The sequence below is a fragment of the Mesorhizobium sp. MC2-1-1 genome (genome assembly GCF_057597255.1).
The window spans coordinates 4,013,346-4,031,240 of sequence record NZ_CP195205.1; the positions used below are offsets into that span (position 1 = coordinate 4,013,346).

18 protein-coding genes are annotated in these 17,895 nt (G+C 65.1%); 14 read left to right on the forward strand and 4 right to left on the reverse strand.

The features are described from left to right. Positions 1–290 precede the first annotated feature (290 nt). From ACR64R_RS19885 to ACR64R_RS19915, 7 genes are all read left to right on the forward strand, one after another. Complete coding sequence (locus ACR64R_RS19885; RefSeq protein WP_487357992.1) at positions 291–1,430, forward strand: transporter substrate-binding domain-containing protein; 1,140 nt, start codon at positions 291–293, stop codon at positions 1,428–1,430. Continuing rightward, positions 1,427–2,011, forward strand: coding sequence for an ANTAR domain-containing response regulator (locus ACR64R_RS19890; RefSeq protein ID WP_487357993.1), 585 nt, complete (start codon positions 1,427–1,429; stop codon positions 2,009–2,011). Before ACR64R_RS19885 ends, ACR64R_RS19890 begins: the two co-directional genes overlap by 4 nt. A gap of 8 nt (positions 2,012–2,019) precedes the next feature. Beyond that, the gene (locus tag ACR64R_RS19895; RefSeq protein ID WP_487357994.1) at positions 2,020–2,868 is read left to right on the forward strand and encodes an ABC transporter permease; all 849 of its coding nucleotides are present in this window, start codon (positions 2,020–2,022) and stop codon (positions 2,866–2,868) included. A gap of 2 nt (positions 2,869–2,870) precedes the next feature. Further along, a complete protein-coding gene (locus ACR64R_RS19900) occupies positions 2,871–3,791 on the forward strand; it encodes an ABC transporter permease (RefSeq protein WP_487357995.1) in 921 nt (306 codons plus the stop codon). Between the two features lie 28 nt (positions 3,792–3,819). After that, positions 3,820–5,448 carry an ABC transporter substrate-binding protein gene (locus tag ACR64R_RS19905; RefSeq protein ID WP_487357996.1) on the forward strand — a complete coding sequence of 543 codons (1,629 nt, stop codon included), beginning with the start codon at positions 3,820–3,822 and terminating at the stop codon, positions 5,446–5,448. 103 nt (positions 5,449–5,551) lie between these two features. Next, complete coding sequence (locus ACR64R_RS19910; protein WP_487357997.1) at positions 5,552–6,496, forward strand: acetamidase/formamidase family protein; 945 nt, start codon at positions 5,552–5,554, stop codon at positions 6,494–6,496. After that, positions 6,496–8,196: an ABC transporter ATP-binding protein gene (locus ACR64R_RS19915; RefSeq protein WP_487357998.1), complete on the forward strand. Its 1,701-nt coding sequence runs from the start codon at positions 6,496–6,498 to the stop codon at positions 8,194–8,196. Before ACR64R_RS19910 ends, ACR64R_RS19915 begins: the two co-directional genes overlap by 1 nt. A 68-nt stretch (positions 8,197–8,264) precedes the next feature. On the opposite strand, the gene ACR64R_RS19920 is transcribed toward ACR64R_RS19915, so the two are convergent. Next, entirely contained in the window at positions 8,265–9,182 is a 918-nt protein-coding gene (locus ACR64R_RS19920; protein ID WP_487357999.1) for a polyprenyl synthetase family protein, read from the reverse strand. 128 nt (positions 9,183–9,310) lie between these two features. On the opposite strand from ACR64R_RS19920, the gene ACR64R_RS19925 reads away from it, so the two are divergent. From ACR64R_RS19925 to ACR64R_RS19940, 4 genes are all read left to right on the forward strand, one after another. Further along, positions 9,311–10,018 carry a biosynthetic peptidoglycan transglycosylase gene (locus ACR64R_RS19925; protein WP_487362498.1) on the forward strand — a complete coding sequence of 236 codons (708 nt, stop codon included), beginning with the start codon at positions 9,311–9,313 and terminating at the stop codon, positions 10,016–10,018. A 154-nt stretch (positions 10,019–10,172) separates the two neighbouring features. Next, on the forward strand, positions 10,173–10,355 hold the full coding sequence (rpmF, locus tag ACR64R_RS19930; RefSeq protein WP_006203806.1) for a 50S ribosomal protein L32: 183 nt from the start codon (positions 10,173–10,175) through the stop codon (positions 10,353–10,355). Between the two features lie 232 nt (positions 10,356–10,587). After that, positions 10,588–10,989 (forward strand): hypothetical protein, encoded by a 402-nt coding sequence (locus ACR64R_RS19935; RefSeq protein WP_487358000.1) that lies wholly within the window; start codon positions 10,588–10,590, stop codon positions 10,987–10,989. Between the two features lie 231 nt (positions 10,990–11,220). Further along, positions 11,221–12,282, forward strand: coding sequence for an alpha/beta fold hydrolase (locus ACR64R_RS19940; protein ID WP_487362499.1), 1,062 nt, complete (start codon positions 11,221–11,223; stop codon positions 12,280–12,282). Between the two features lie 66 nt (positions 12,283–12,348). On the opposite strand, the gene pyk is transcribed toward ACR64R_RS19940, so the two are convergent. After that, on the reverse strand, positions 12,349–13,776 hold the full coding sequence (pyk, locus tag ACR64R_RS19945) for a pyruvate kinase (protein WP_487358001.1): 1,428 nt from the start codon (positions 13,774–13,776) through the stop codon (positions 12,349–12,351). Then, entirely contained in the window at positions 13,773–14,327 is a 555-nt protein-coding gene (locus tag ACR64R_RS19950; RefSeq protein ID WP_487358002.1) for a DUF1036 domain-containing protein, read from the reverse strand. Before ACR64R_RS19950 ends, pyk begins: the two co-directional genes overlap by 4 nt. A gap of 170 nt (positions 14,328–14,497) precedes the next feature. Between ACR64R_RS19950 and ACR64R_RS19955 the strand changes: the two genes are divergently transcribed. The 3 genes from ACR64R_RS19955 to ACR64R_RS19965 all read left to right on the forward strand — a co-directional run bounded on the left by ACR64R_RS19955 (position 14,498) and on the right by ACR64R_RS19965 (position 16,998). Continuing rightward, positions 14,498–15,295 (forward strand): N-formylglutamate amidohydrolase, encoded by a 798-nt coding sequence (locus tag ACR64R_RS19955; RefSeq protein WP_487358003.1) that lies wholly within the window; start codon positions 14,498–14,500, stop codon positions 15,293–15,295. A gap of 25 nt (positions 15,296–15,320) precedes the next feature. Further along, complete coding sequence (locus tag ACR64R_RS19960; protein WP_487358004.1) at positions 15,321–15,629, forward strand: DUF1244 domain-containing protein; 309 nt, start codon at positions 15,321–15,323, stop codon at positions 15,627–15,629. Positions 15,630–15,816: 187 nt separating this feature from the next. After that, positions 15,817–16,998 carry an MFS transporter gene (locus ACR64R_RS19965; RefSeq protein ID WP_487358005.1) on the forward strand — a complete coding sequence of 394 codons (1,182 nt, stop codon included), beginning with the start codon at positions 15,817–15,819 and terminating at the stop codon, positions 16,996–16,998. Here ACR64R_RS19965 and ACR64R_RS19970 read toward each other — a convergent pair. Continuing rightward, a complete protein-coding gene (locus tag ACR64R_RS19970; RefSeq protein ID WP_487358006.1) occupies positions 16,956–17,870 on the reverse strand; it encodes a LysR family transcriptional regulator in 915 nt (304 codons plus the stop codon). The genes ACR64R_RS19965 and ACR64R_RS19970 overlap by 43 nt on opposite strands. Positions 17,871–17,895: the final 25 nt, after the last annotated feature.

Genomic DNA, 17,895 nt, shown 5'->3' on the forward strand with positions numbered 1-17,895 from the left:
ACGCTTGATTTACATTAAGATTTCGTTGGAGGCCTTATCGATGCCTGACGGCCTTGATGAGAGGGTGACGCGTTCGAGGCAGGTCGTTCCACAGGCACCCTCCAGGCCATTGCAGCCATTCGCGCGCGTGACCGTTGACAAGCGTGCGTCTGCTCGTGTTCTATTTCGCAAGCGCACTTTTTCCCGCGTAACAAATCGCGTCCGGCAAGGCCGGGCAAGGGCAGCATGGCCCCGCCGCGTCTCATGAAAGCATGGGGTGCGTGTGGGGCCTTAGTTTTTTTGAGGTCCGGGTGAAGACGTTCAGGGTCGGCATCCTTTATTCGACCACCGGTCCCTATGGGGCGATCGGCCGCGATTGCCGCGCCGGCGCCGAATTTGCCATCGAGGAGCTGGAGAAGGCCGGAAGCGCCTTGCGCATCGAGCCGGTCTTCGGCGATCCCGCCGGCCAGCCGGAGCGCTACCTCGATTTGATCCGCACCATGCTGCGCGACGATCAATGCCGCAATGTGATCGGCACCATCACCTCGTTGTCGCGCAAGGACGTCATCCCGCTGGTGGAGAAATATGACGGCCTGCTCTGGTATATTTGCCCCTATGAAGGCTTCGAGGCCAACGAGAACGTCATCTACACCGGTGCCTGCCCCAACCAGCATCTGATACCGCTGTTCGACTACATGCTGCCCCGCTACGGCAAGCGCATCTATCTAGCCGGCGCCAATTATGTCTGGGGCTGGGAGATGAACAGGCTGGCGCGTGAGCTTCTCACGCGCGCCGGCGGCGAGGTTCTCGGCGAGCGCTGCCTGCCGATCGAGGAGACCGATGTCGGTCTGCTGATCGCCGATCTCGAGCGGCATCGGCCCGACTTCATCCTCAACAACATGATCGGCCCATCGAGCTACGCCTTCCTGGCCGCCGTGCGCCGATTGGCCGACCGCGATCCCGCCTTTGCACCGGAACGCTGCCCCGTGCTGAGCTGCGATCTGACGGAGTGCGAACTGGGCGAGATCGAGCCGGACACGGCCGTCGGCCAGCTTTCGACAGCCTCCTATTTCGAAAGCCTGGAAACGCGCGAGAACCGGATTTTCAAGCAACGCGTCGCAGCCCGTTTCGGCGGCGAGCGCCGCGTCTCCAGCTTTTTTGCCGGCGCCTATGCCGCCGTCATGCTCTGTGCCGAGGCGATCACAGCGACCCATGGAGACGACCCCGCCAGCGTGCGCGCTTTCCTGCATGCCCGGCCGCGGCAGACCGTGCTCGGACCGCTCGCCATCGATCCACGCACCAATCATGCGGCCCTGCCTTTCAATCTTGGCCGGATCAACGCGCAGTCCGGCTTCGACGTCATTGCCTCGCATGGGGCGATCGTCGCGGATCCTTACCTTGTCGGCACGCTGGCCAGCCGGCACGCTCCGCATCTGAGGGTCGTGCAATGACGCGGACGCCGAGTTTCGTTTCGTGGCGGGCCGTGATCCTGCATCGCGCCGACGACAACATCGAGCGCCTGAAGCGTCAACTCGAACGTCTGGGCGTGACCGTCCTTGTGCAGTGGAAGCCGCTCGATCTCTCGGGGACCCGTGCGGACATCGTCCTGGTCGACGCCGACCAGGGGTGGGACGATCTCTTGCCATGGGACGGCGACGAGGCGCCCGTCCCGGTGGTCGCGCTGCTCGGCTCCGAAGCGCCGGGTCGCATCGCCTGGGCGCTGGCAAAAGGCGCCGGCGCGCTCATAGCGAAGCCGGTCGCCGCCTCCTCGGTCTACCCGGCGCTGGTGCTTGCCACGCACGCCCACCATGAGCGCACCGCCGTAAAGGCACGCATTGCCGGTCTGGAGGAGCGTCTGCGGCTGAGGCCCATCGTCTACGACGCGATGCGCTCGATCATGGCAGCGCAAGGCGGCGATGAGACCGATGCCTATCGCACGCTCTGCCGCCTCGCCATGCAGCGCCGGCTTGCCGTCGAGCACGTCGCCGCCGCAATCGTTGCTGGGCACGAGCCCGTGCCGCGCGCGATGTAGGCCCTCCCATGCGGGTTATGCGCGAACTGATAAGACGGCCTTCCGCCCTGTTCGGGCTGATCGTGGTCGTGATCGTTTTGCTGGCGGCGATCTTCGCGCCATGGATCGCCCACTTCTCGCCGGATGATCAGCTCGCCGACGGCCTGTCGCTCGAAGGCGCGCCGCTGCCGCCAGGCAACGGCCATTTGTTCGGCACCGACACGCTCGGCCGCGACCTCTTCGCCCGCGTGCTGTTCGGTGCCCGCACGTCGCTCATCATCGGTCTTGTCGCCAACGGCGTCGCTGTCGCGATCGGGCTGCTCGTCGGCCTGCTCGCCGGCTACCTGCGCGGCACCGCCGGTAATCTTCTGATGCGCTTCACCGACCTGATGATGGCTTTTCCGGCGCTGCTGCTGGCGATCGCATTGGCCGCGCTGCTGAAGCCCAGCCTGTGGATCGTCGCCATGGTGATAGCCCTGGTGAACTGGGTGCAGGTCGCCCGTATCGTCTACACCGAGACGCGCGGCCTGGTGGAACGTGACTTCATCGTGGCCGAACGTTCGCTGGGCGCCGGCAACGGCCGTATCATTCTCTTCCACATCCTTCCGCACCTGATGCCGACGGCGATCGTGTGGGGCACGCTCGGCATCGCCACCACGGTGCTGCTCGAGGCGACGCTGTCCTTCCTCGGCATCGGCGTGCAGCCGCCGCAGCCCTCCTGGGGCAACATCATCTTCGAAAGCCAAAGCTATTTCCAGGACGCGCCCTGGCTGGTGTTCATCCCCGGCGCGATCATCCTCGCCACGGCGTTGTCCTTCAACCTGATCGGCGACGCGCTGCGCGACATCCTTGACCCGACCCAGCGCGGGAGGCTGTGACCATGGCGTCGTTTCTCGCCCGTCGCCTCGTCCAGGCCCTCCTGATCCTGTTGGGCGTCGCCGCCATCACCTTCCTGTTGCTTTATTGCCTTCCGGCGGACCCCGCCGTTCTGATCGCCGGCCGCTCCGCGACGCCGCAGATGGTGGCAGCCATCCGGCATGAGCTGGGCCTCGACCAGCCGCTGGTCATGCAGTTCCTGCATTATGTCGGCAACCTGCTGCATGGCGATCTAGGCCGCTCCTATACGCAGAAAACGGAAGTCCTGCCTTTGATCCTGGCGCGGCTGCCGGCGACGCTCGTCCTCATGGCGGCGGGCATCGTCGTCGAGGTGGCCCTCGGCCTGACCTTCGGTATCATCGCGGCGGTCCGGCGCGGCGGCTTCGTCGACCGCGCGGTCATGATGCTCTCCTTCGTCGGCGTCTCGTCGCCGCAATTCGTCGTCGCGCTGCTGCTTCTCTACGTGTTTGCCGCCACGCTCGGCTGGTTCCCGATGTCCGGCTTCGGCACGGCGCGGCATGTCGTGCTGCCGGCGCTTACGCTCGGCGTGCTCGGCGCCGGGTGGTATGCACGCATGGTGCGTTCGGCCATGATCGAAGTATTGCGCCAGGACTATGTGCGCACTGCCCACGCCAAGGGCCTCAGCGGCCGCCGCGTCGTGCTCGGCCACGCGCTGCCCAACGCGCTCCTGCCGATCATCGCGATGGTCGGCATCGACATCGGCCAATTCATGAGCGGCGTTGTCGTGGTCGAGGCCGTCTATGGCTGGCCCGGCATCGGCCAGCTCGCCTGGCAGGCCATCCAGCAGGTCGACGTGCCCATCATCATGGGCGTGACCCTGGTTTCCGCCCTGGCGATCGTGCTCGGCAACCTGCTCGCCGACTTCGTCGCCCCGTTCGTCGATCCCCGCATCCGCAGCCAATAACCGACAAGACCAACAGAGGAGTGAACTCATGAACAAAATCGTCAGAAAGATAGGCTTGGCGGCCTTGCTCGCCACTTCGGCCCTGGTGCCGGCCAAATATGCCTTCGCCGATACCCCGACCAATGGCGGCGACATCATCGTCACCTACAAGGACGACATCGCCACGCTCGACCCGGCCATCGGCTACGACTGGCAGAACTGGTCGATGATCAACGCCCTGTTCTCGCGCCTGGTCGACTACAAGCCGGGCACGACGGAGCTGGGACCGTCGCTTGCCGACAGCTACGACGTCTCCGACGACGGCAAGGTCTACACGTTCAAACTGCACCCCGGCGTCAAGTTCACCAACGGCCGCGCGGTGACGGCGGCGGACGTCAAATGGTCCATCGAGCGCGCCGTCAACCCGAAGACGCAAGGCCCGGGCGCAGGCTTCTTCCACTCGATCGTCGGCGCCGACAAGATGACGGCCGGCACCGCGGACACGATGGACGGCATCACGGCGATCGACGATCACACGGTCAAGTTCACCCTGTCGCAGCCCGATGCCACCTTCCTCAACGTGCTGGCGCTCAACTTCGCTTCCGTCGTGCCGAAAGAGGCGGTGGAGGCAGCCGGCGGCGACTTCGGCAAGCATCCGGTCGGCTCCGGGGCATTCACTCTCAAGGAATGGACGATCGGCCAGCGCCTCGTCTTCCAGAAGAATCCCGACTACTTCATCAAGGACCGTCCGCATGTCGACAGCTTCACGGTCGAGGTCGGCCAGGAGCCGCTGGTGGCGCTGCTGCGCCTGCAGAAGGGCGAGGTCGACATCGCCGGCGACGGCATCCCGCCGGCGAAATTTCTCGAGATGAAGAAGTCGCCGGACTATGCGGGCATGATCGTCGACCGCCAGCAGCTCGAGACGAGCTACGTCACCTTGAACACCCAGGTGAAGCCTTTCGACAATGCCAAGGTGCGGCAGGCCGTCAACATGGCCATCAACAAGGACCGCATCGTGCGCATCATCAATGGCCGCGCCACGCCAGCCAGCCAGGTGCTGCCGCCGCTGATGCCCGGCTACGACCAGAACTACAAGGGCTACTCCTACGATCCGGACAAGGCCAAGGCGCTGCTCGCCGAGGCCGGGCTGAAGGATGGCTTCACGACCCAGATCTACACCTCCAACACCGACCCGCAGCCGCGCATCACCCAGGCGATCCAGCAGGATCTGGCTGCGATCGGCGTCAAGGCCGAGATCAAGGCGGTGGCCAATCCGAACGTCATCGCCGCCGGCGGCACGCAGGGCCAGGCGCCCATGGTCTGGTCCGGCGGGCTCGGCTGGATCGCGGACTTCCCGGATCCGTCCGATTTCTATGGGCCGATCCTCGGCTGCGGCAGCGCGGTGGCCGGCGGTTGGAATTGGTCTTGGTACTGCAACAAGGAAATTGATGCCCGTGCCCAGGCCGCCGACGCCCTGCCGGTGCCGGCCAAGGCCGAGGAGCGCAACAAGGCTTGGGCGCAGATCTTCACCGACATCCAGACCAACGACGCCCCGTGGATTCCGGTGTTCAACGAACGCCGCGTGGTCGCCAAGTCCAAGCGCATGGGCGGCCCGGACGAGATCTACATCGATCCCACCCGGGTCATCGACTACGAAGCGATCTATGTGAACAAATAGACCGTCTTATCACCCGGCGGCGAGAGTCCGGTCCGCCGCCGGGACCGTCCAATGATGCCGCTCGAACGGGAGGGCGGCTTGCCAACGATAACGAGAAGCAACCATGTGCGTGAAGTGCGACTACACCATCCACCGCGCCAGCCATCACTTCGGCTGGAACCGCGATTTCGAGCCGGCGCTGACGGCCAAGCCGGGTTCGACGATCCATTTCGAATGCCTCGATTCCTCCGGCGGCCAGTTTGATGCCAATTCCACGGTGGCGGACGTCTCGACCATGGACTTCGGCAAGGTCAATCCGGTGACCGGACCGGTCTATGTCGAGGGTGCGATGCCAGGCGATGCGTTGAAGATTACGCTGCGCCATTTCGAGCCGTCGGGTCTCGGCTGGACCGCGAACATCCCGGGCTTCGGCCTGCTCGCCGACCAGTTCAAGGAGCCGGCGCTGCATATCTGGAAGTATGATGCCGCCTCGATGACGCCGGCCCTCTACGGCCCCGGCGGGTGTGTGCCGCTGAAACCCTTTGCCGGCACCATCGGCGTGGCGCCTGCCGAACCCGGCCTGCATTCGGTGGTGCCGCCACGCCGTGTCGGCGGCAATCTTGACATTCGTGACCTCGCGGCCGGCACCACGCTCTATCTGCCGGTCGAGGTGAAGGGCGCGCTGTTTTCGATCGGCGACACGCACGCCGCCCAGGGCGACGGCGAGGTGTGCGGCACGGCGATCGAGAGCCGCATGGATGTTGAGGCGACGATCGAGCTGGTCAAGGACGCGCGGCTGGAAAGCCCGCGCTTCACCACGCCTGGGCCGGTGACCCGGCATCTCGACGAAGCCGGCTATGAGGTCACGACCGGCGTCGGGCCTGACCTGATGGTTGCGGCGCGCGAAAGCGTGATGCGCATGGTCGACCTTCTTGCCGCCGACCATGGCTTGAATCCGGTCGACGCCTACATGCTCTGCTCGGTCTGCGGCGACTTGCGCATCAGCGAGATCGTCGACATGCCGAACTGGGTCGTCTCGTTCTATTTCCCAAGGATCGTCTTCAACTGATGGCAGACGATTTGAGGTCCGGCGATTCCCGACGACCAGATGCCGTCCTGACCGTCGACAATTTGTCGGTCGACGCGCTGACGCCCGAGGGCGCAAGGCGCGTCATCGACGGCATCAGCTTTGCGCTGGCGCCGGGCGAGACGCTCTGCCTTGCCGGCGAGTCCGGCTCGGGCAAGTCGGTGACGGCGCTCTCCATCATGCGGCTGTTGCCGCGCGCCTCGCTGCGCATCGCCGGCGGCGACATCAGGCTCGAACGGCAGTCGCTGCCGCGCCTGCCCGAGCGCGCCATGCGCGACGTGCGCGGCGGCGAGATCGCCATGATCTTCCAGGAACCGATGACGTCGCTCAACCCGGTTCACTCGATCGGCGCGCAACTGACCGAGGCGATCCGGGTCCACCAGGGCGCTGAGGGCGCCAGCATCGAGAAGCGTGCCCGCGACATGCTGGACGTTGTCCACATCAGCGATCCGGCGCGGCGCATGAAGCAATATCCGCACGAGCTTTCGGGCGGCATGCGCCAGCGCGTCATGATCGCCATGGCCCTGTCGTGCCGGCCGAAAGTGCTACTGGCCGACGAGCCGACCACGGCGCTCGACGTCACCGTGCAGGCGCAGATCCTGAAATTGATGCGCGAGTTGAAGCGCGAATTCGGCACCGCCATCGTCCTCATCACCCATGACATGGGCGTCGTCGCGGAGATGGCCGACCGGGTGGCCGTCATGCGCGATGGAAGGATCGTCGAGGCGGCATCCGTGCTCGACATCTTCGAGCGGCCACAGGCCGGCTATACGCGCGAATTGCTTGCCGCGGTGCCGCGGCTCGGCGCATTCGCGGGAACCGACATCCCGCCTCGGATCACAGCCACCCCTCGGCCACCCGAGCCAGAGGGTACGGCGGCGGTGCTTTCGGTGAAGAACCTCGTCGTCGACTACGGCGCTTCCTCGGGTCTTTTCCGCCGCCGCGCCTCGGAGGCGCCGGCGGTGCAGGACGTCTCCTTCGACATACGGCCTGGCCGGACGCTCGGCCTCGTCGGCGAAAGCGGCTCCGGCAAGTCCACCACCGGCAAGGCCGTGCTTGGACTTGTTCCCTTCACCGGTTCCGTAACCATCGGCGGCACCTCCATCCAGGGCCTCTCCGGTGCCGCGATGCGGCCGGTGCGGCGCGCCGCGCAGATGATCTTTCAGGACCCTTACGCCTCGCTCGACCCGCGCATGACGGTAGGGGCTGCGATAGCCGAGCCGCTCGTCATTCACGGCCTCGGCACCAAAGGCGACCGGCGCGAGCGCGTGGCCTCGCTTCTTGCACGCGTCGGGCTCGAGGCCGATCACGCCTCGCGCTATCCGCACGAATTTTCAGGCGGCCAGCGTCAGCGCATCTGCATCGCACGAGCGCTGGCGCTCGAACCGAAGCTGATCGTCGCCGACGAGAGCGTTGCCGCGCTCGACGTATCTGTACGGGCGCGCGTGCTCGACCTGATGCTGGAGCTGCAGGAGACGCTGGGTCTGGCGTATCTCTTCATTTCGCACGACATGGCAGTGGTCGAGCGCATGAGCCATGACGTCGCCGTCATGCGCTCCGGCCGCATCGTGGAAGCCGGCACGCGCCGCTCGGTGCTGTCGTCGCCACGCGAGGCATATACACGCGAATTGATTGCCGCAGTGCCCATTCCGGACCCGCGCGTCGCCAGCGTCAAGCAGTAGCGCTATTTGATTGCGGGCCAGCCTCTCGCGATCGGCGGAGGCGCGCCTGCTCGGGCCTGCGCCAAAATTCAGTTGCTGCGCGTCGCCACGAAAGTCGCGGCGGCTTTGAGCAGGGCCGCCGCATCTCCATAAGGCTCGAGCAGCGCATGCGCCTGGTCGATGAGGCCGTGGAGCTGGCTTCGCGCCCAGTCGGGTCCGTGCAGCGAAGCAAGCGTCGCCTTGCCGGCGGCGGCGTCCTTGTTCGTCGCCTTGCCCATCTGCTTGGCGTCCGCCGTCAGGTCGAGCAGGTCGTCTGCGAGCTGGAAGGCCAGGCCGATCGCCGAGCCGAATTCGGCCAGCCTCTCGCGGTCGGCTGCGGGCGCGCCGGCAAGGATCGCGCCGGCCTCGCAGGCGAAACGGATCAGCGCGCCGGTCTTCATCGCCTGCAGCGTGATGATGCCGGCCTCGTCCGGCGGTTTGCGCTCCGCCTCGAGATCGAGTGTCTGGCCGCCGACCATGCCGCCGGCGCCGGCCGCGCGTGCCAGCGCCAAAACGAGTGCCGCCCGGCGGTCGGCCGGCAAGACCGTCGCGTCGTCGGCGATGATGTCGAAGGCCAATGTCAGCAGCGCGTCGCCTGCCAGGATCGCGGTCGCCTCGTCGAAGGCCTTATGAACAGTCGGCTGGCCGCGCCGTAGGTCGTCGTCGTCCATGGCCGGCAGGTCGTCATGGATAAGCGAATAGCAGTGTACGCATTCCAGCGCCGCCGCGACGCGCAGCGCCGCATCATTGTCGGCCGAAAACAGCGCCGCGCTTTCCATGACCAGAAAAGGGCGCAGCCGCTTGCCGCCATTGAGCACGCCATGGCGCATAGCCGTCATTAGGCGCTCGGGCCGCGCGATCTCACCGGTTAGCGGACGCGCGTCGAGGACCCGCCGCAGTTCGGTCTCGACGGCGGCGGCACGCATGAAAAGCGCAGTTTCGAAGGCGATCTCGTCGTCTTTGCTCATGGCCGGGAGCGGTAGCCGACACTCAGACGTTGCGCAAGCAGGCGCGCGCCTTTATGCCGGAGGGGGTGAGGCACGGGTGGGGCGGCTTGACGGAACCGATCGTCGAACATGAAAGCGAAGGGCTGAACATGGCGCGTTCGCGGCGCCTGAACCGCGCCGGACTGAAGCGTATCGCCCGGCGTTGCCTGGTCGTCGCGCTCGTGCTGGCGGCTATTCCCGTCGTGCTCACCTTCCTTTATCTGCCGTCCTTCGTGCATCCGGTCTCGACGCTGATGCTGAAGGACCTCGTGACCTTTTCCGGCTACGATCGGCGCTGGGTTTCGATCGACGACGTGGCGCCGGTGCTGGCGCATTCGGTGATCATGTCGGAGGATGGACAGTTCTGTTTTCATCGCGGCGTCGATCTTGGCGAATTGAGGGGCGTCGTCGACGACGCGCTGGCCGGCGAGGCAACGCGCGGCGCATCCACCATCACGATGCAGACGGTGAAGAACCTTTTTCTCTGGGCGCGGCCGCTCAGCAGCGTGCGCAAGGTGGTCGAGCTGCCCTTGGCCGTCTATTTCGACGCGGTGATGTCGAAACGTAGGATCATGGAGATCTATCTCAACGTCGCCGAATGGGGACCGGGCATCTACGGCATAGAGGCCGCCGCCCGGCACCATTTCGGCGTCTCGGCCAAGCAGTTGTCGCGCCGGCAGGCGGCGCTGCTTGCCGTCACCTTGCCCAATCCGATCGCGCGCAACCCGGCCAAGCCGGGGCCGGGCCTGCGGCGGCTGGCGTCGCTGATAGAAAGGCGCGCAAGCAGGTCCGGCGCCTATGTCGGGTGCCTGGATTAGGACGAAGGGCCGCCGGCTCAAAAAAATTCGCGGCCGGCGCTGGCCAAAACGGCGCAAGGCGTGTATAGGCACCCGACTTTCTCAGATTATGGCCTCGATGCGGCCCTTTCGCGAGGGTTGCCGGGGCATTTTGACCATGTAGTGGAGCATATCCATGGCCGTTCCAAAAAGAAAAACCTCTCCGTCGAAGCGCGGCATGCGCCGCTCTGCCGACGCCCTCAAGGCCCCGACCTATGTCGAGGACAAGAATTCCGGCGAAATGCGCCGCCCGCATCACATCGACCTGAAGACCGGCATGTATCGCGGCCGCCAGGTCCTGGAGCCGAAGGAAAGCTGAGAAGCTTTCGCATTGATGACGTTTCAAAAGACCGGCCTCTGGCCGGTCTTTTTGCTTGGCATCGCGCTAGGCAGGCCTTGCGGGGGAATTTGGACGCATTGGCCGCACAGAGCAACCGGCTGACATCGTTATTTCATTAGGTCTTAGAGCGTGTTCGCCGCGCCGGCGAAAAACCTTGACGGCGCGCTTGCCGCGGATTTTACAAGGACGTGCCCCCGTTGGAGTCGCCCACATGTTCGGTGCCGTCCCGCTGCTGATCGTCCCCTTCGTCCTCTACAATCTCGGCCTGCTCGGATTGTTCGGCGGCGGCGACGATCCCTGGATGACCGAGATGTTCTCCTTTCACATGATGTCGGGCGGCATCTTCTCGATGACGCTCGGCGACCTGATGGTGTTGATCGGGCTGATCTTCCTGTTCATTGAGATCTCGAAATCGGTGCGCACGACCAATGCCTCGATCCTGGATCATCTCTTGTCGACGCTGGTCTTCATCGCCTTCCTGGTCGAGTTCCTGCTGGTGAAGGGCGCCGCACACTCCGTCTTCTTCACGCTGATGATCATCGCGCTATTCGACGTGCTGGCCGGCTTCTCGGTGTCGATGCGGTCGGCAAGCCGGGATATCAATCTGAATTAGGTCTCGGCGCCGAAATGACGGACGGGCCAATTCGCTTACCGAATTGCACAGGTCGTCGATCGGCGGAACTGTCCGGCGCGCAGACCACACGGTGGCGAGCAGAGGCGCTGCCGGCTTGTCCGAACGCTTGCGGTAACACGCCCGGCAGCACGATGGATTTTGGCTGCCAACGTAGTCAAAATCGCGTGACCAGTTGAACCAGATCGCGACTTGACCTCGTATCTCCACCGCATGAACCTCATCGGCGCCGCGCTCCTCTTCCTCATCGCGCTCCTCTTTGCCCTGGCCGGCGTCACCCGCGCCGGCGTCTGGGCGATCGAGCGACGCAGCCCGCCGGTCGGCGCGTTCGCCGAGATCGCCGGCGCGCGCATCCACTACGTCCATATCCCGGCGCCCGCCGGCGCCGATCTGCCGCCAGTCGTCTTCATTCACGGCGCCAGCGCCAACCTCAAGGACCAGATGCTGCCGCTGAAGCCGCTGCTCGAGGGTCGCGCAGAAATGCTGTTCCTCGACCGCCCGGGCTTCGGCTGGTCGCAGCGCGGCAACAACGAGACCCTGGCCGCGCAGGCCGATACGATCGCCGGGCTGATGGACCGCCTCGGCATCGAAAAAGCCGTCATCGTCGCACATTCCTTCGGCGGCGCGATCACCGCTGCCTTTGCCCGCCAGCATCCCGAGAAGACACTGGGGCTGGTCTTCCTCGCGCCCGCCACGCACCCATGGCCGGGCGGCGCGACCGCTTGGTACTACAAGCTCACCGCTACACCGGTCATCGGCTGGCTTTTTTCCGAAACGCTCGCCTATCCGGCGGGCATGCTGAGGATAGGCGATGCGACGGCCTGCGTCTTTTCACCCAACAGACCTCCGGACTTCTATCTCGAAAACGGTTCGATCCCGATGGTGCTGCGGCCATCCGCCTTCCGCGCCAACGCCCGCGATGTCGCCCGGCTCTACGACTATGTCCTTGCCGCGTCCCCTTCTTACCACGACATCAAAGCGCCGACCGTCATCATATCGGGCGATCGCGACAAGGTGGTCTATGCGACGATTCACTCCGTCGGATTGAGGCGTGACATTCCCGGCGCCGAACTGGTCTGGGTCCGCAATCTCGGCCACAAGCCGGACTGGATAGCGCCCGACCTCGTGATCGGCGCCATCGGCAAAGTCGCCGGCGCGTCGATCGACCTGCAGGCAATGGCCAGGACCGTGGAGAGCCGGATCGCGGGCGATGCCTATAACGACGACAAATGCCCGGACATCATCGTCCCGGATGCCGGGCAGACGCCGGGCTGAACTCGAAAACCGGAAGCGCGGGAAGCCCGATGTTCGCGGGCCGGCCTCATCCGAATATCAACACGCCTAATGCGTATCCGATCCGATATACGCAATGCGTAGCATATTGGTCGATCCGGGTGTCCGCAGCGGCACGCCGGCCGTGATGATGACACGGTCGCCCGGCTTGCCGAAGCCCTCTTCCAGCGCGATGCGGCAGGCCCGATCGACCATGTCGTCGAGGTCGGTCGCGTCTTCCGAGACCACGCAATGCGTGCCCCACAGGAGCGACAGGCGGCGCGCCGTGTTGAGGATCGGCGACAGCGCCACGATTGGCACTTGCGGCCGCTCGCGCGCGGCGCGCAGACCGGTGGTGCCGGACGCGGTGTAGGAGATGATCGCCGCCAGTTTCAGCGTCTCGGCGATCTCGCGCGCGGCCAGCGAAATGGCGTCGGCCCCTGTCGCCTCGGGTTCGGACCGCTGCGCGTTGATGATGCCGGCATAGGTCGGGTCGGCTTCGACTTTGGCGGCGATGCGGTTCATCATGCCAACCGCCTCGACCGGATAGGCGCCGGCTGCGGATTCGGCTGAAAGCATGATCGCGTCCGCGCCTTCGAAGACGGCGATCGACACGTCGGACACCTCGGCGCGGGTCGGCACGGGCGCGGTGATCATCGATTCCAGCATCTGCGTGGCGATCACCACCGGCTTGCCGGCGCGACGCGCCGCGCGCGTGATCTGCTTCTGGATGCCGGGCACGGCCTCGATCGGCATCTCGACGCCGAGATCGCCGCGGGCAACCATCAGCGCGTCGGAGAGCTCGATGATCTCGGGGAGCCGGGCCACCGCCTGCGGCTTCTCGATCTTGGCCATGATCAGCGCGCGGCCGCGCGCGATCTTGCGGGCCTCCGCCAAGTCCTCCGGCCGCTGCACGAAGGAAAGCGCCACCCAGTCGACGCCGGTGGCGAGCACCGCATCGAGATCGGCGCGGTCCTTCTCGGTCAGTGCGCCGACCGGCAGTTCGGTGTCGGGCAGGCTGACACCCTTCTTGTCGGAGATGCCCGAGCCGGCAACGACTGTGCAGGTAATCGACTTGCCATCGCTCTTCAGAGCCCTCAGCTCCAGCTTGCCGTCGTCGATCAAAAGACGGTGACCGGCCTCGACCGAGCTCAGGATTTCGGGATGCGGCAGATACACGCGCTTCGAGGTGCCGGGTTCCGGATTGTCGTCGAGCGTGAAGGTTTGGCCGACGGTCAGCGCCTCCTTGCCGTTGGCGAACTTGCCCACCCTGAGCTTCGGCCCCTGCAGGTCGGCGAGAATGCCGATCGGTCGGCCGACGGCGGCCTCGACCGCGCGGATGCGGCCGACCAGCGTACGCATCAGCTCGTGGTCGGTATGGCTCATATTGATGCGGAAGACATCTGCGCCAGCTTCGAAAAGCTTTCTCAGCATCTCGTCGGACGAGGAAGCCGGTCCAATGGTGGCTAGAATCTTGACCTTGCGGTTGCGTCTCATTGACTGTTCGTTCCCGGGGCGGGGGTCGCTGGCGCGCCTCCCGTTGCGGGCTCGTCGGTCAGCTGGACCATCCAGCTGGCCTGCTCGCCCGTGTCATATTCCTGAAAACCGGCGCGCTGGAAGCCCCGGGCGACGCAATCATTCACGCCGGCAATCTTGAACTCTTTTTCGGCGACGCACATGTTGATCGGGCCGTCCCAGCGCCCGCCACGCTCGGCGTCTTCTGCATAAAGATAGTAAAACCTTGATGACAGCGGACCCTCGATCAGCGTCTTGCAGGTCGAACCTTCGATGTGCCACCAGCCTTCGGTGATCCAGCCGGCTTTGGCGCGATAGCCTATGCCGACGCCCACCAGATTTTGCGTTGCGTTGCAAACGCGGAAGTCGGCCCGGGCCGGCGAGGTCGCCAACAGCCCGCACACCCCCGCGCCGACGATCAGCAACGGCACGGCCAGGCGCTTGCGCAACCGGCCAGTAAAACCCATCGCAGATCCTCTTGCGAACCACATTTGCATCTCTCGACGCCCCTTTTCAGCAAACTCCGGTCGCATGTCAACGCGCCGTTTTGTTCAAATCCAATCGATTTAGAAGGGCCTGCCGCGCAATTTCTCCCGCCATCGGGGATTTTTTGCGGAAACCTTGGCCAAACAACGGCATTGCGCCAGCGTCCTCTTCGTGGAATGACGATAGCACATCGAAGCCTTCACCCTCTTTTCAGCCGATGACCCGATCCACAGTTTTCGCGCCCTTCGACATTGTCGACGGCGACCGCAAGAAAGGCGTCGTGCTTCTCGCTGATCACGCCCGCCGCGACCTGCCCGAGGAATATGGCAGTCTCGGTTTGCCGGCGTCCGAATTCGATCGCCACATCGCATATGACATCGGCGTCGAGACGGTGACGCGCGAGCTTGCGGCAATGCTCGACGCGCCGGCGGTGCTGGCCGGCTTCTCGCGGCTGCTGATCGACCCCAACCGGGGCGAGGACGACCCGACCATGATCCGTCAGCTCTATGACGGCACGGTGGTGCCCGGCAACTATCCGATCGCCCGGGAGGAGCGCGAGCGGCGGCTCGACCGCTTCTACCGCCCCTATCACGACGCCGTCGGCGCGATGATCGCCTCCGTGGCGCATGCCGCTGGCAAGGCGCCGTTTATCTTCTCCGTCCATTCCTTCACGCCGGCGATGCAGGGTTTCGTCCGTCCCTGGCATGTCGGCGTGCTCTGGGACCGCGACGACCGCGTGGCGCGGCCGCTGATCGACATGCTGGCGCAGGACGAATCCCTCGTTGTCGGCGACAACGAGCCCTATGACGGCGCGTTGCGCGGCGACACCATGTTCCGCCATGCCATCGTCAACGGCTATGCCCATGCGCTGATCGAGATTCGCCAGGACCTGATCGCCGACCGCGCGGGCGCCCTAGCCTGGGCCGAGCGGTTGGCGCCCATCGTTGACGCCATCGACCGTCGTGCCGATATACACGAGGTGAAGATGTTCGGCTCGCGCACCGGGCCGGTTTGATGGCCGCAAGACCGGGAGTTCCCGAATGACCGAGCTCAGCGACGAACAGAAGCGCGACTTCGAGGCAGCCGCTTTCCGCCGGTTGGTGGAGCATTTGCGCGAACGCGGCGATGTCCAGAACATCGATCTGATGAACCTCGCCGGCTTCTGCCGCAACTGTCTGTCCAACTGGTATCGCGAGGCCGCCGACGCCGAAGGCGTGGCTCTGTCGAAGGACGAATCGCGCGAGATCATTTACGGCATGCCCTATGCCGAATGGCAGGCGCTCAACCAGACCGAGGCTTCCGCAGCTAAGAAGGCCGAGTTCGAGGCGAAGCGCCCGATGGATCACTAGCGATGCCGAACGCCTTCGCGGCTATGGACAGGCGCTTCAGCTAATCTCCACCGCAGCAGCCTGCGACGAACGACGCTGACCCTGGGGCGCTCCCTTGGTCCAAGCACTTCCCTGATACGGTTCTTGACTACAAATTGAATCGATCTAATTTGCCGCGCGAACCCCTTTGCATGACGGACTTCGGATCATGAGCGCGCAAAACATCATGCAGGCCGCGACACGCGGCCGCTGGGCCGTGGCCGGCATCTTCCTCGCCAATGGTTTTCTGACCGGCAGTTGGGCGCCGCAGATCCCGGTGTTCCTGACCCGGCTGGAGATCACGAAATTCACGCTCGGCCTGCTGATCCTCCTGTTCGGCGCCGGCGCGGTCATCGCAATGACCTGGTGCGGTCATCTGATCTCCAGGCATGGCTCGCGCGCTGTGACGAGGGCGTTCGGCATCTGCGGCAGCTTCGGCCTTCTCATCGTGGCGCTCGCGCCCAACGTGCCGCTGGCGGCCATCGCCATGGTGATCTTCGGCGGCTCGATCGGCGGCATGGATGTCGCGATGAACTCGAATGCGGTGGTGGTGGAGAGAAAGCTGTCCCGCGCGATCATGTCGTCCTCGCATGGCTTCTGGAGCCTCGGCGGTTTCGCCGGCGGCGCCCTTGGCGGCTTCTCGATTCAGAATTACGGCTATCTCGCCCATGCCGTCGCCGTCACGGTAATCGCCTTTGCGGTCATCGCCTTTGCGATTCGCTATCTCGTCGCCGAGGACCGGCCACAGGCGGTCGAGCATCGGAAATTCTCGCTGCCGCGGCACACGACCGTCTATCTGGTCGGGCTGATGGCGCTGCTCACCATGGTGTCGGAAGGCGCGGTGCTCGACTGGGCGGCGCTGTTCCTGCACCAGGAACTGGGCGCCGATCTCGCGGTCGCCGGTCTCGCCTACGCCGCCTTCTCCGGCGTCATGGCGCTGATGCGCTTCCTGGGCGACGGCGTGCGTAACCGCTTCGGCGCGGTGTCGACCTTGCGCGGTTCGGCGCTCGTCGCGGCAGCCGGCATGCTCGTCGCCGGCCTTTCCTCCTCGCCGTACCTCGCCATCGCCGCCTTCGCCTTCTGCGGCTTCGGCATCGCCAACATGGTGCCGATCCTGTTCTCGGCCGGCGGCAACCAGGAAGGCATGTCGTCCGGCACCGGCATGAGCGTCGTCACCACCATGGGCTATTCCGGCATATTGGTCGCCCCGTCGGCAATCGGCTTCGTCGCCGAGCATTCGAGCTTCGGGCCGATCTTCATTGCACTGTCCGGGCTTCTGGTCATCGTGCTTCTGATGGCGGGCCTCGCTCACCGGGCCGAATTCGCTCCCGAAGCTGTGCCGGCGGAGTAGCGCTTCAGTTCCTCATGCAGGAAATCCGCCACGCGCCGGATGCGCATGCTGGTGCGCACGTCACGATGCATGGCGAGCCAGACCGGCAGCACCGGCAATGGCAGGCTCGGCAGCACGATCTCTAGCGTCGGATCGCGCTCGGCCAGGGGACGCTGGCCAATGCCGATACCGTTTCCGGCCCGCACCGCTTCCCACAACACGATCTGGTTGTCGGTCCTGAAGCGGAAGCTTCCGCGGCTGACCGGGATGCCGAAGGCAGTGAAGCCACGGATGATCTCGTCGCTACGGTCGAATCCGACCAATGCGTGATTGGCGAGGTCGCCGGGCCGGGTCGGGCGGCCATGCCGGACAAGATAGGACGTTGTCGCGCAGGCACAGAGCGGAATGTCGGTGACCTTGCGCGCCACCAGTTCGTTCTGCGCCGGCCTGACCATGCGGATGGCGATGTCGGCGTCGCGGCGCAAAAGGTTCTCGACCTGGTTCGAGGCGACGATCTCGACCTCGATGCCCTGCTCCTCCTCGCCGAGACGCGCCATCATCTGCGGCAGCACATAGGCCGCGACCACCTCGGAGGCGGCGATACGCACCGTGCCCTCTATCGCCTCGACCGACCCCAGCGCCAGCAGCGAGAATGAATTGGCCTGCTCGCTGACGGCCCGGCCACGCTCATAGAGGGTGCTGCCCGCCTCGGTCAGCTCGTAACCACGCCGCCCGCGACGAAACAGCGTCACGCCAAGCGCCGCTTCCAGTTCTGCGATATGGCGGCCAAGCGTCGGCTGGCTGGCGGCGAGCCTGCGCGCGGCGGCCGAAAGGCTGCCGGTATCGGCGACCGCCACGAAACTCTTGATCAGGTTCCAGTCCAACTCCTTCATTCATTTTTGAATAACAGAACGCCAA

Excerpts from the sequence above, each read along its gene's own strand:
- ACR64R_RS19890 (WP_487357993.1), top strand. The coding sequence starts at position 1,427 with ATGACGCGGACGCCGAGTTTCGTTTCGTGGCGGGCCGTGATCCTGCAT.
- ACR64R_RS19895 (WP_487357994.1), top strand. The coding sequence starts at position 2,020 with ATGCGGGTTATGCGCGAACTGATAAGACGGCCTTCCGCCCTGTTCGGG.
- ACR64R_RS19900 (WP_487357995.1), top strand. The coding sequence starts at position 2,871 with ATGGCGTCGTTTCTCGCCCGTCGCCTCGTCCAGGCCCTCCTGATCCTG.
- ACR64R_RS19905 (WP_487357996.1), top strand. The coding sequence starts at position 3,820 with ATGAACAAAATCGTCAGAAAGATAGGCTTGGCGGCCTTGCTCGCCACT.
- ACR64R_RS19910 (WP_487357997.1), top strand. The coding sequence starts at position 5,552 with ATGTGCGTGAAGTGCGACTACACCATCCACCGCGCCAGCCATCACTTC.
- ACR64R_RS19915 (WP_487357998.1), top strand. The coding sequence starts at position 6,496 with ATGGCAGACGATTTGAGGTCCGGCGATTCCCGACGACCAGATGCCGTC.
- ACR64R_RS19920 (WP_487357999.1), bottom strand. The coding sequence starts at position 9,182 with ATGAGCAAAGACGACGAGATCGCCTTCGAAACTGCGCTTTTCATGCGT.
- ACR64R_RS19925 (WP_487362498.1), top strand. The coding sequence starts at position 9,311 with ATGGCGCGTTCGCGGCGCCTGAACCGCGCCGGACTGAAGCGTATCGCC.
- rpmF (WP_006203806.1), top strand. The coding sequence starts at position 10,173 with ATGGCCGTTCCAAAAAGAAAAACCTCTCCGTCGAAGCGCGGCATGCGC.
- ACR64R_RS19935 (WP_487358000.1), top strand. The coding sequence starts at position 10,588 with ATGTTCGGTGCCGTCCCGCTGCTGATCGTCCCCTTCGTCCTCTACAAT.
- ACR64R_RS19940 (WP_487362499.1), top strand. The coding sequence starts at position 11,221 with ATGAACCTCATCGGCGCCGCGCTCCTCTTCCTCATCGCGCTCCTCTTT.
- pyk (WP_487358001.1), bottom strand. The coding sequence starts at position 13,776 with ATGAGACGCAACCGCAAGGTCAAGATTCTAGCCACCATTGGACCGGCT.
- ACR64R_RS19950 (WP_487358002.1), bottom strand. The coding sequence starts at position 14,327 with ATGCGACCGGAGTTTGCTGAAAAGGGGCGTCGAGAGATGCAAATGTGG.
- ACR64R_RS19955 (WP_487358003.1), top strand. The coding sequence starts at position 14,498 with ATGACCCGATCCACAGTTTTCGCGCCCTTCGACATTGTCGACGGCGAC.
- ACR64R_RS19960 (WP_487358004.1), top strand. The coding sequence starts at position 15,321 with ATGACCGAGCTCAGCGACGAACAGAAGCGCGACTTCGAGGCAGCCGCT.
- ACR64R_RS19965 (WP_487358005.1), top strand. The coding sequence starts at position 15,817 with ATGAGCGCGCAAAACATCATGCAGGCCGCGACACGCGGCCGCTGGGCC.
- ACR64R_RS19970 (WP_487358006.1), bottom strand. The coding sequence starts at position 17,870 with ATGAAGGAGTTGGACTGGAACCTGATCAAGAGTTTCGTGGCGGTCGCC.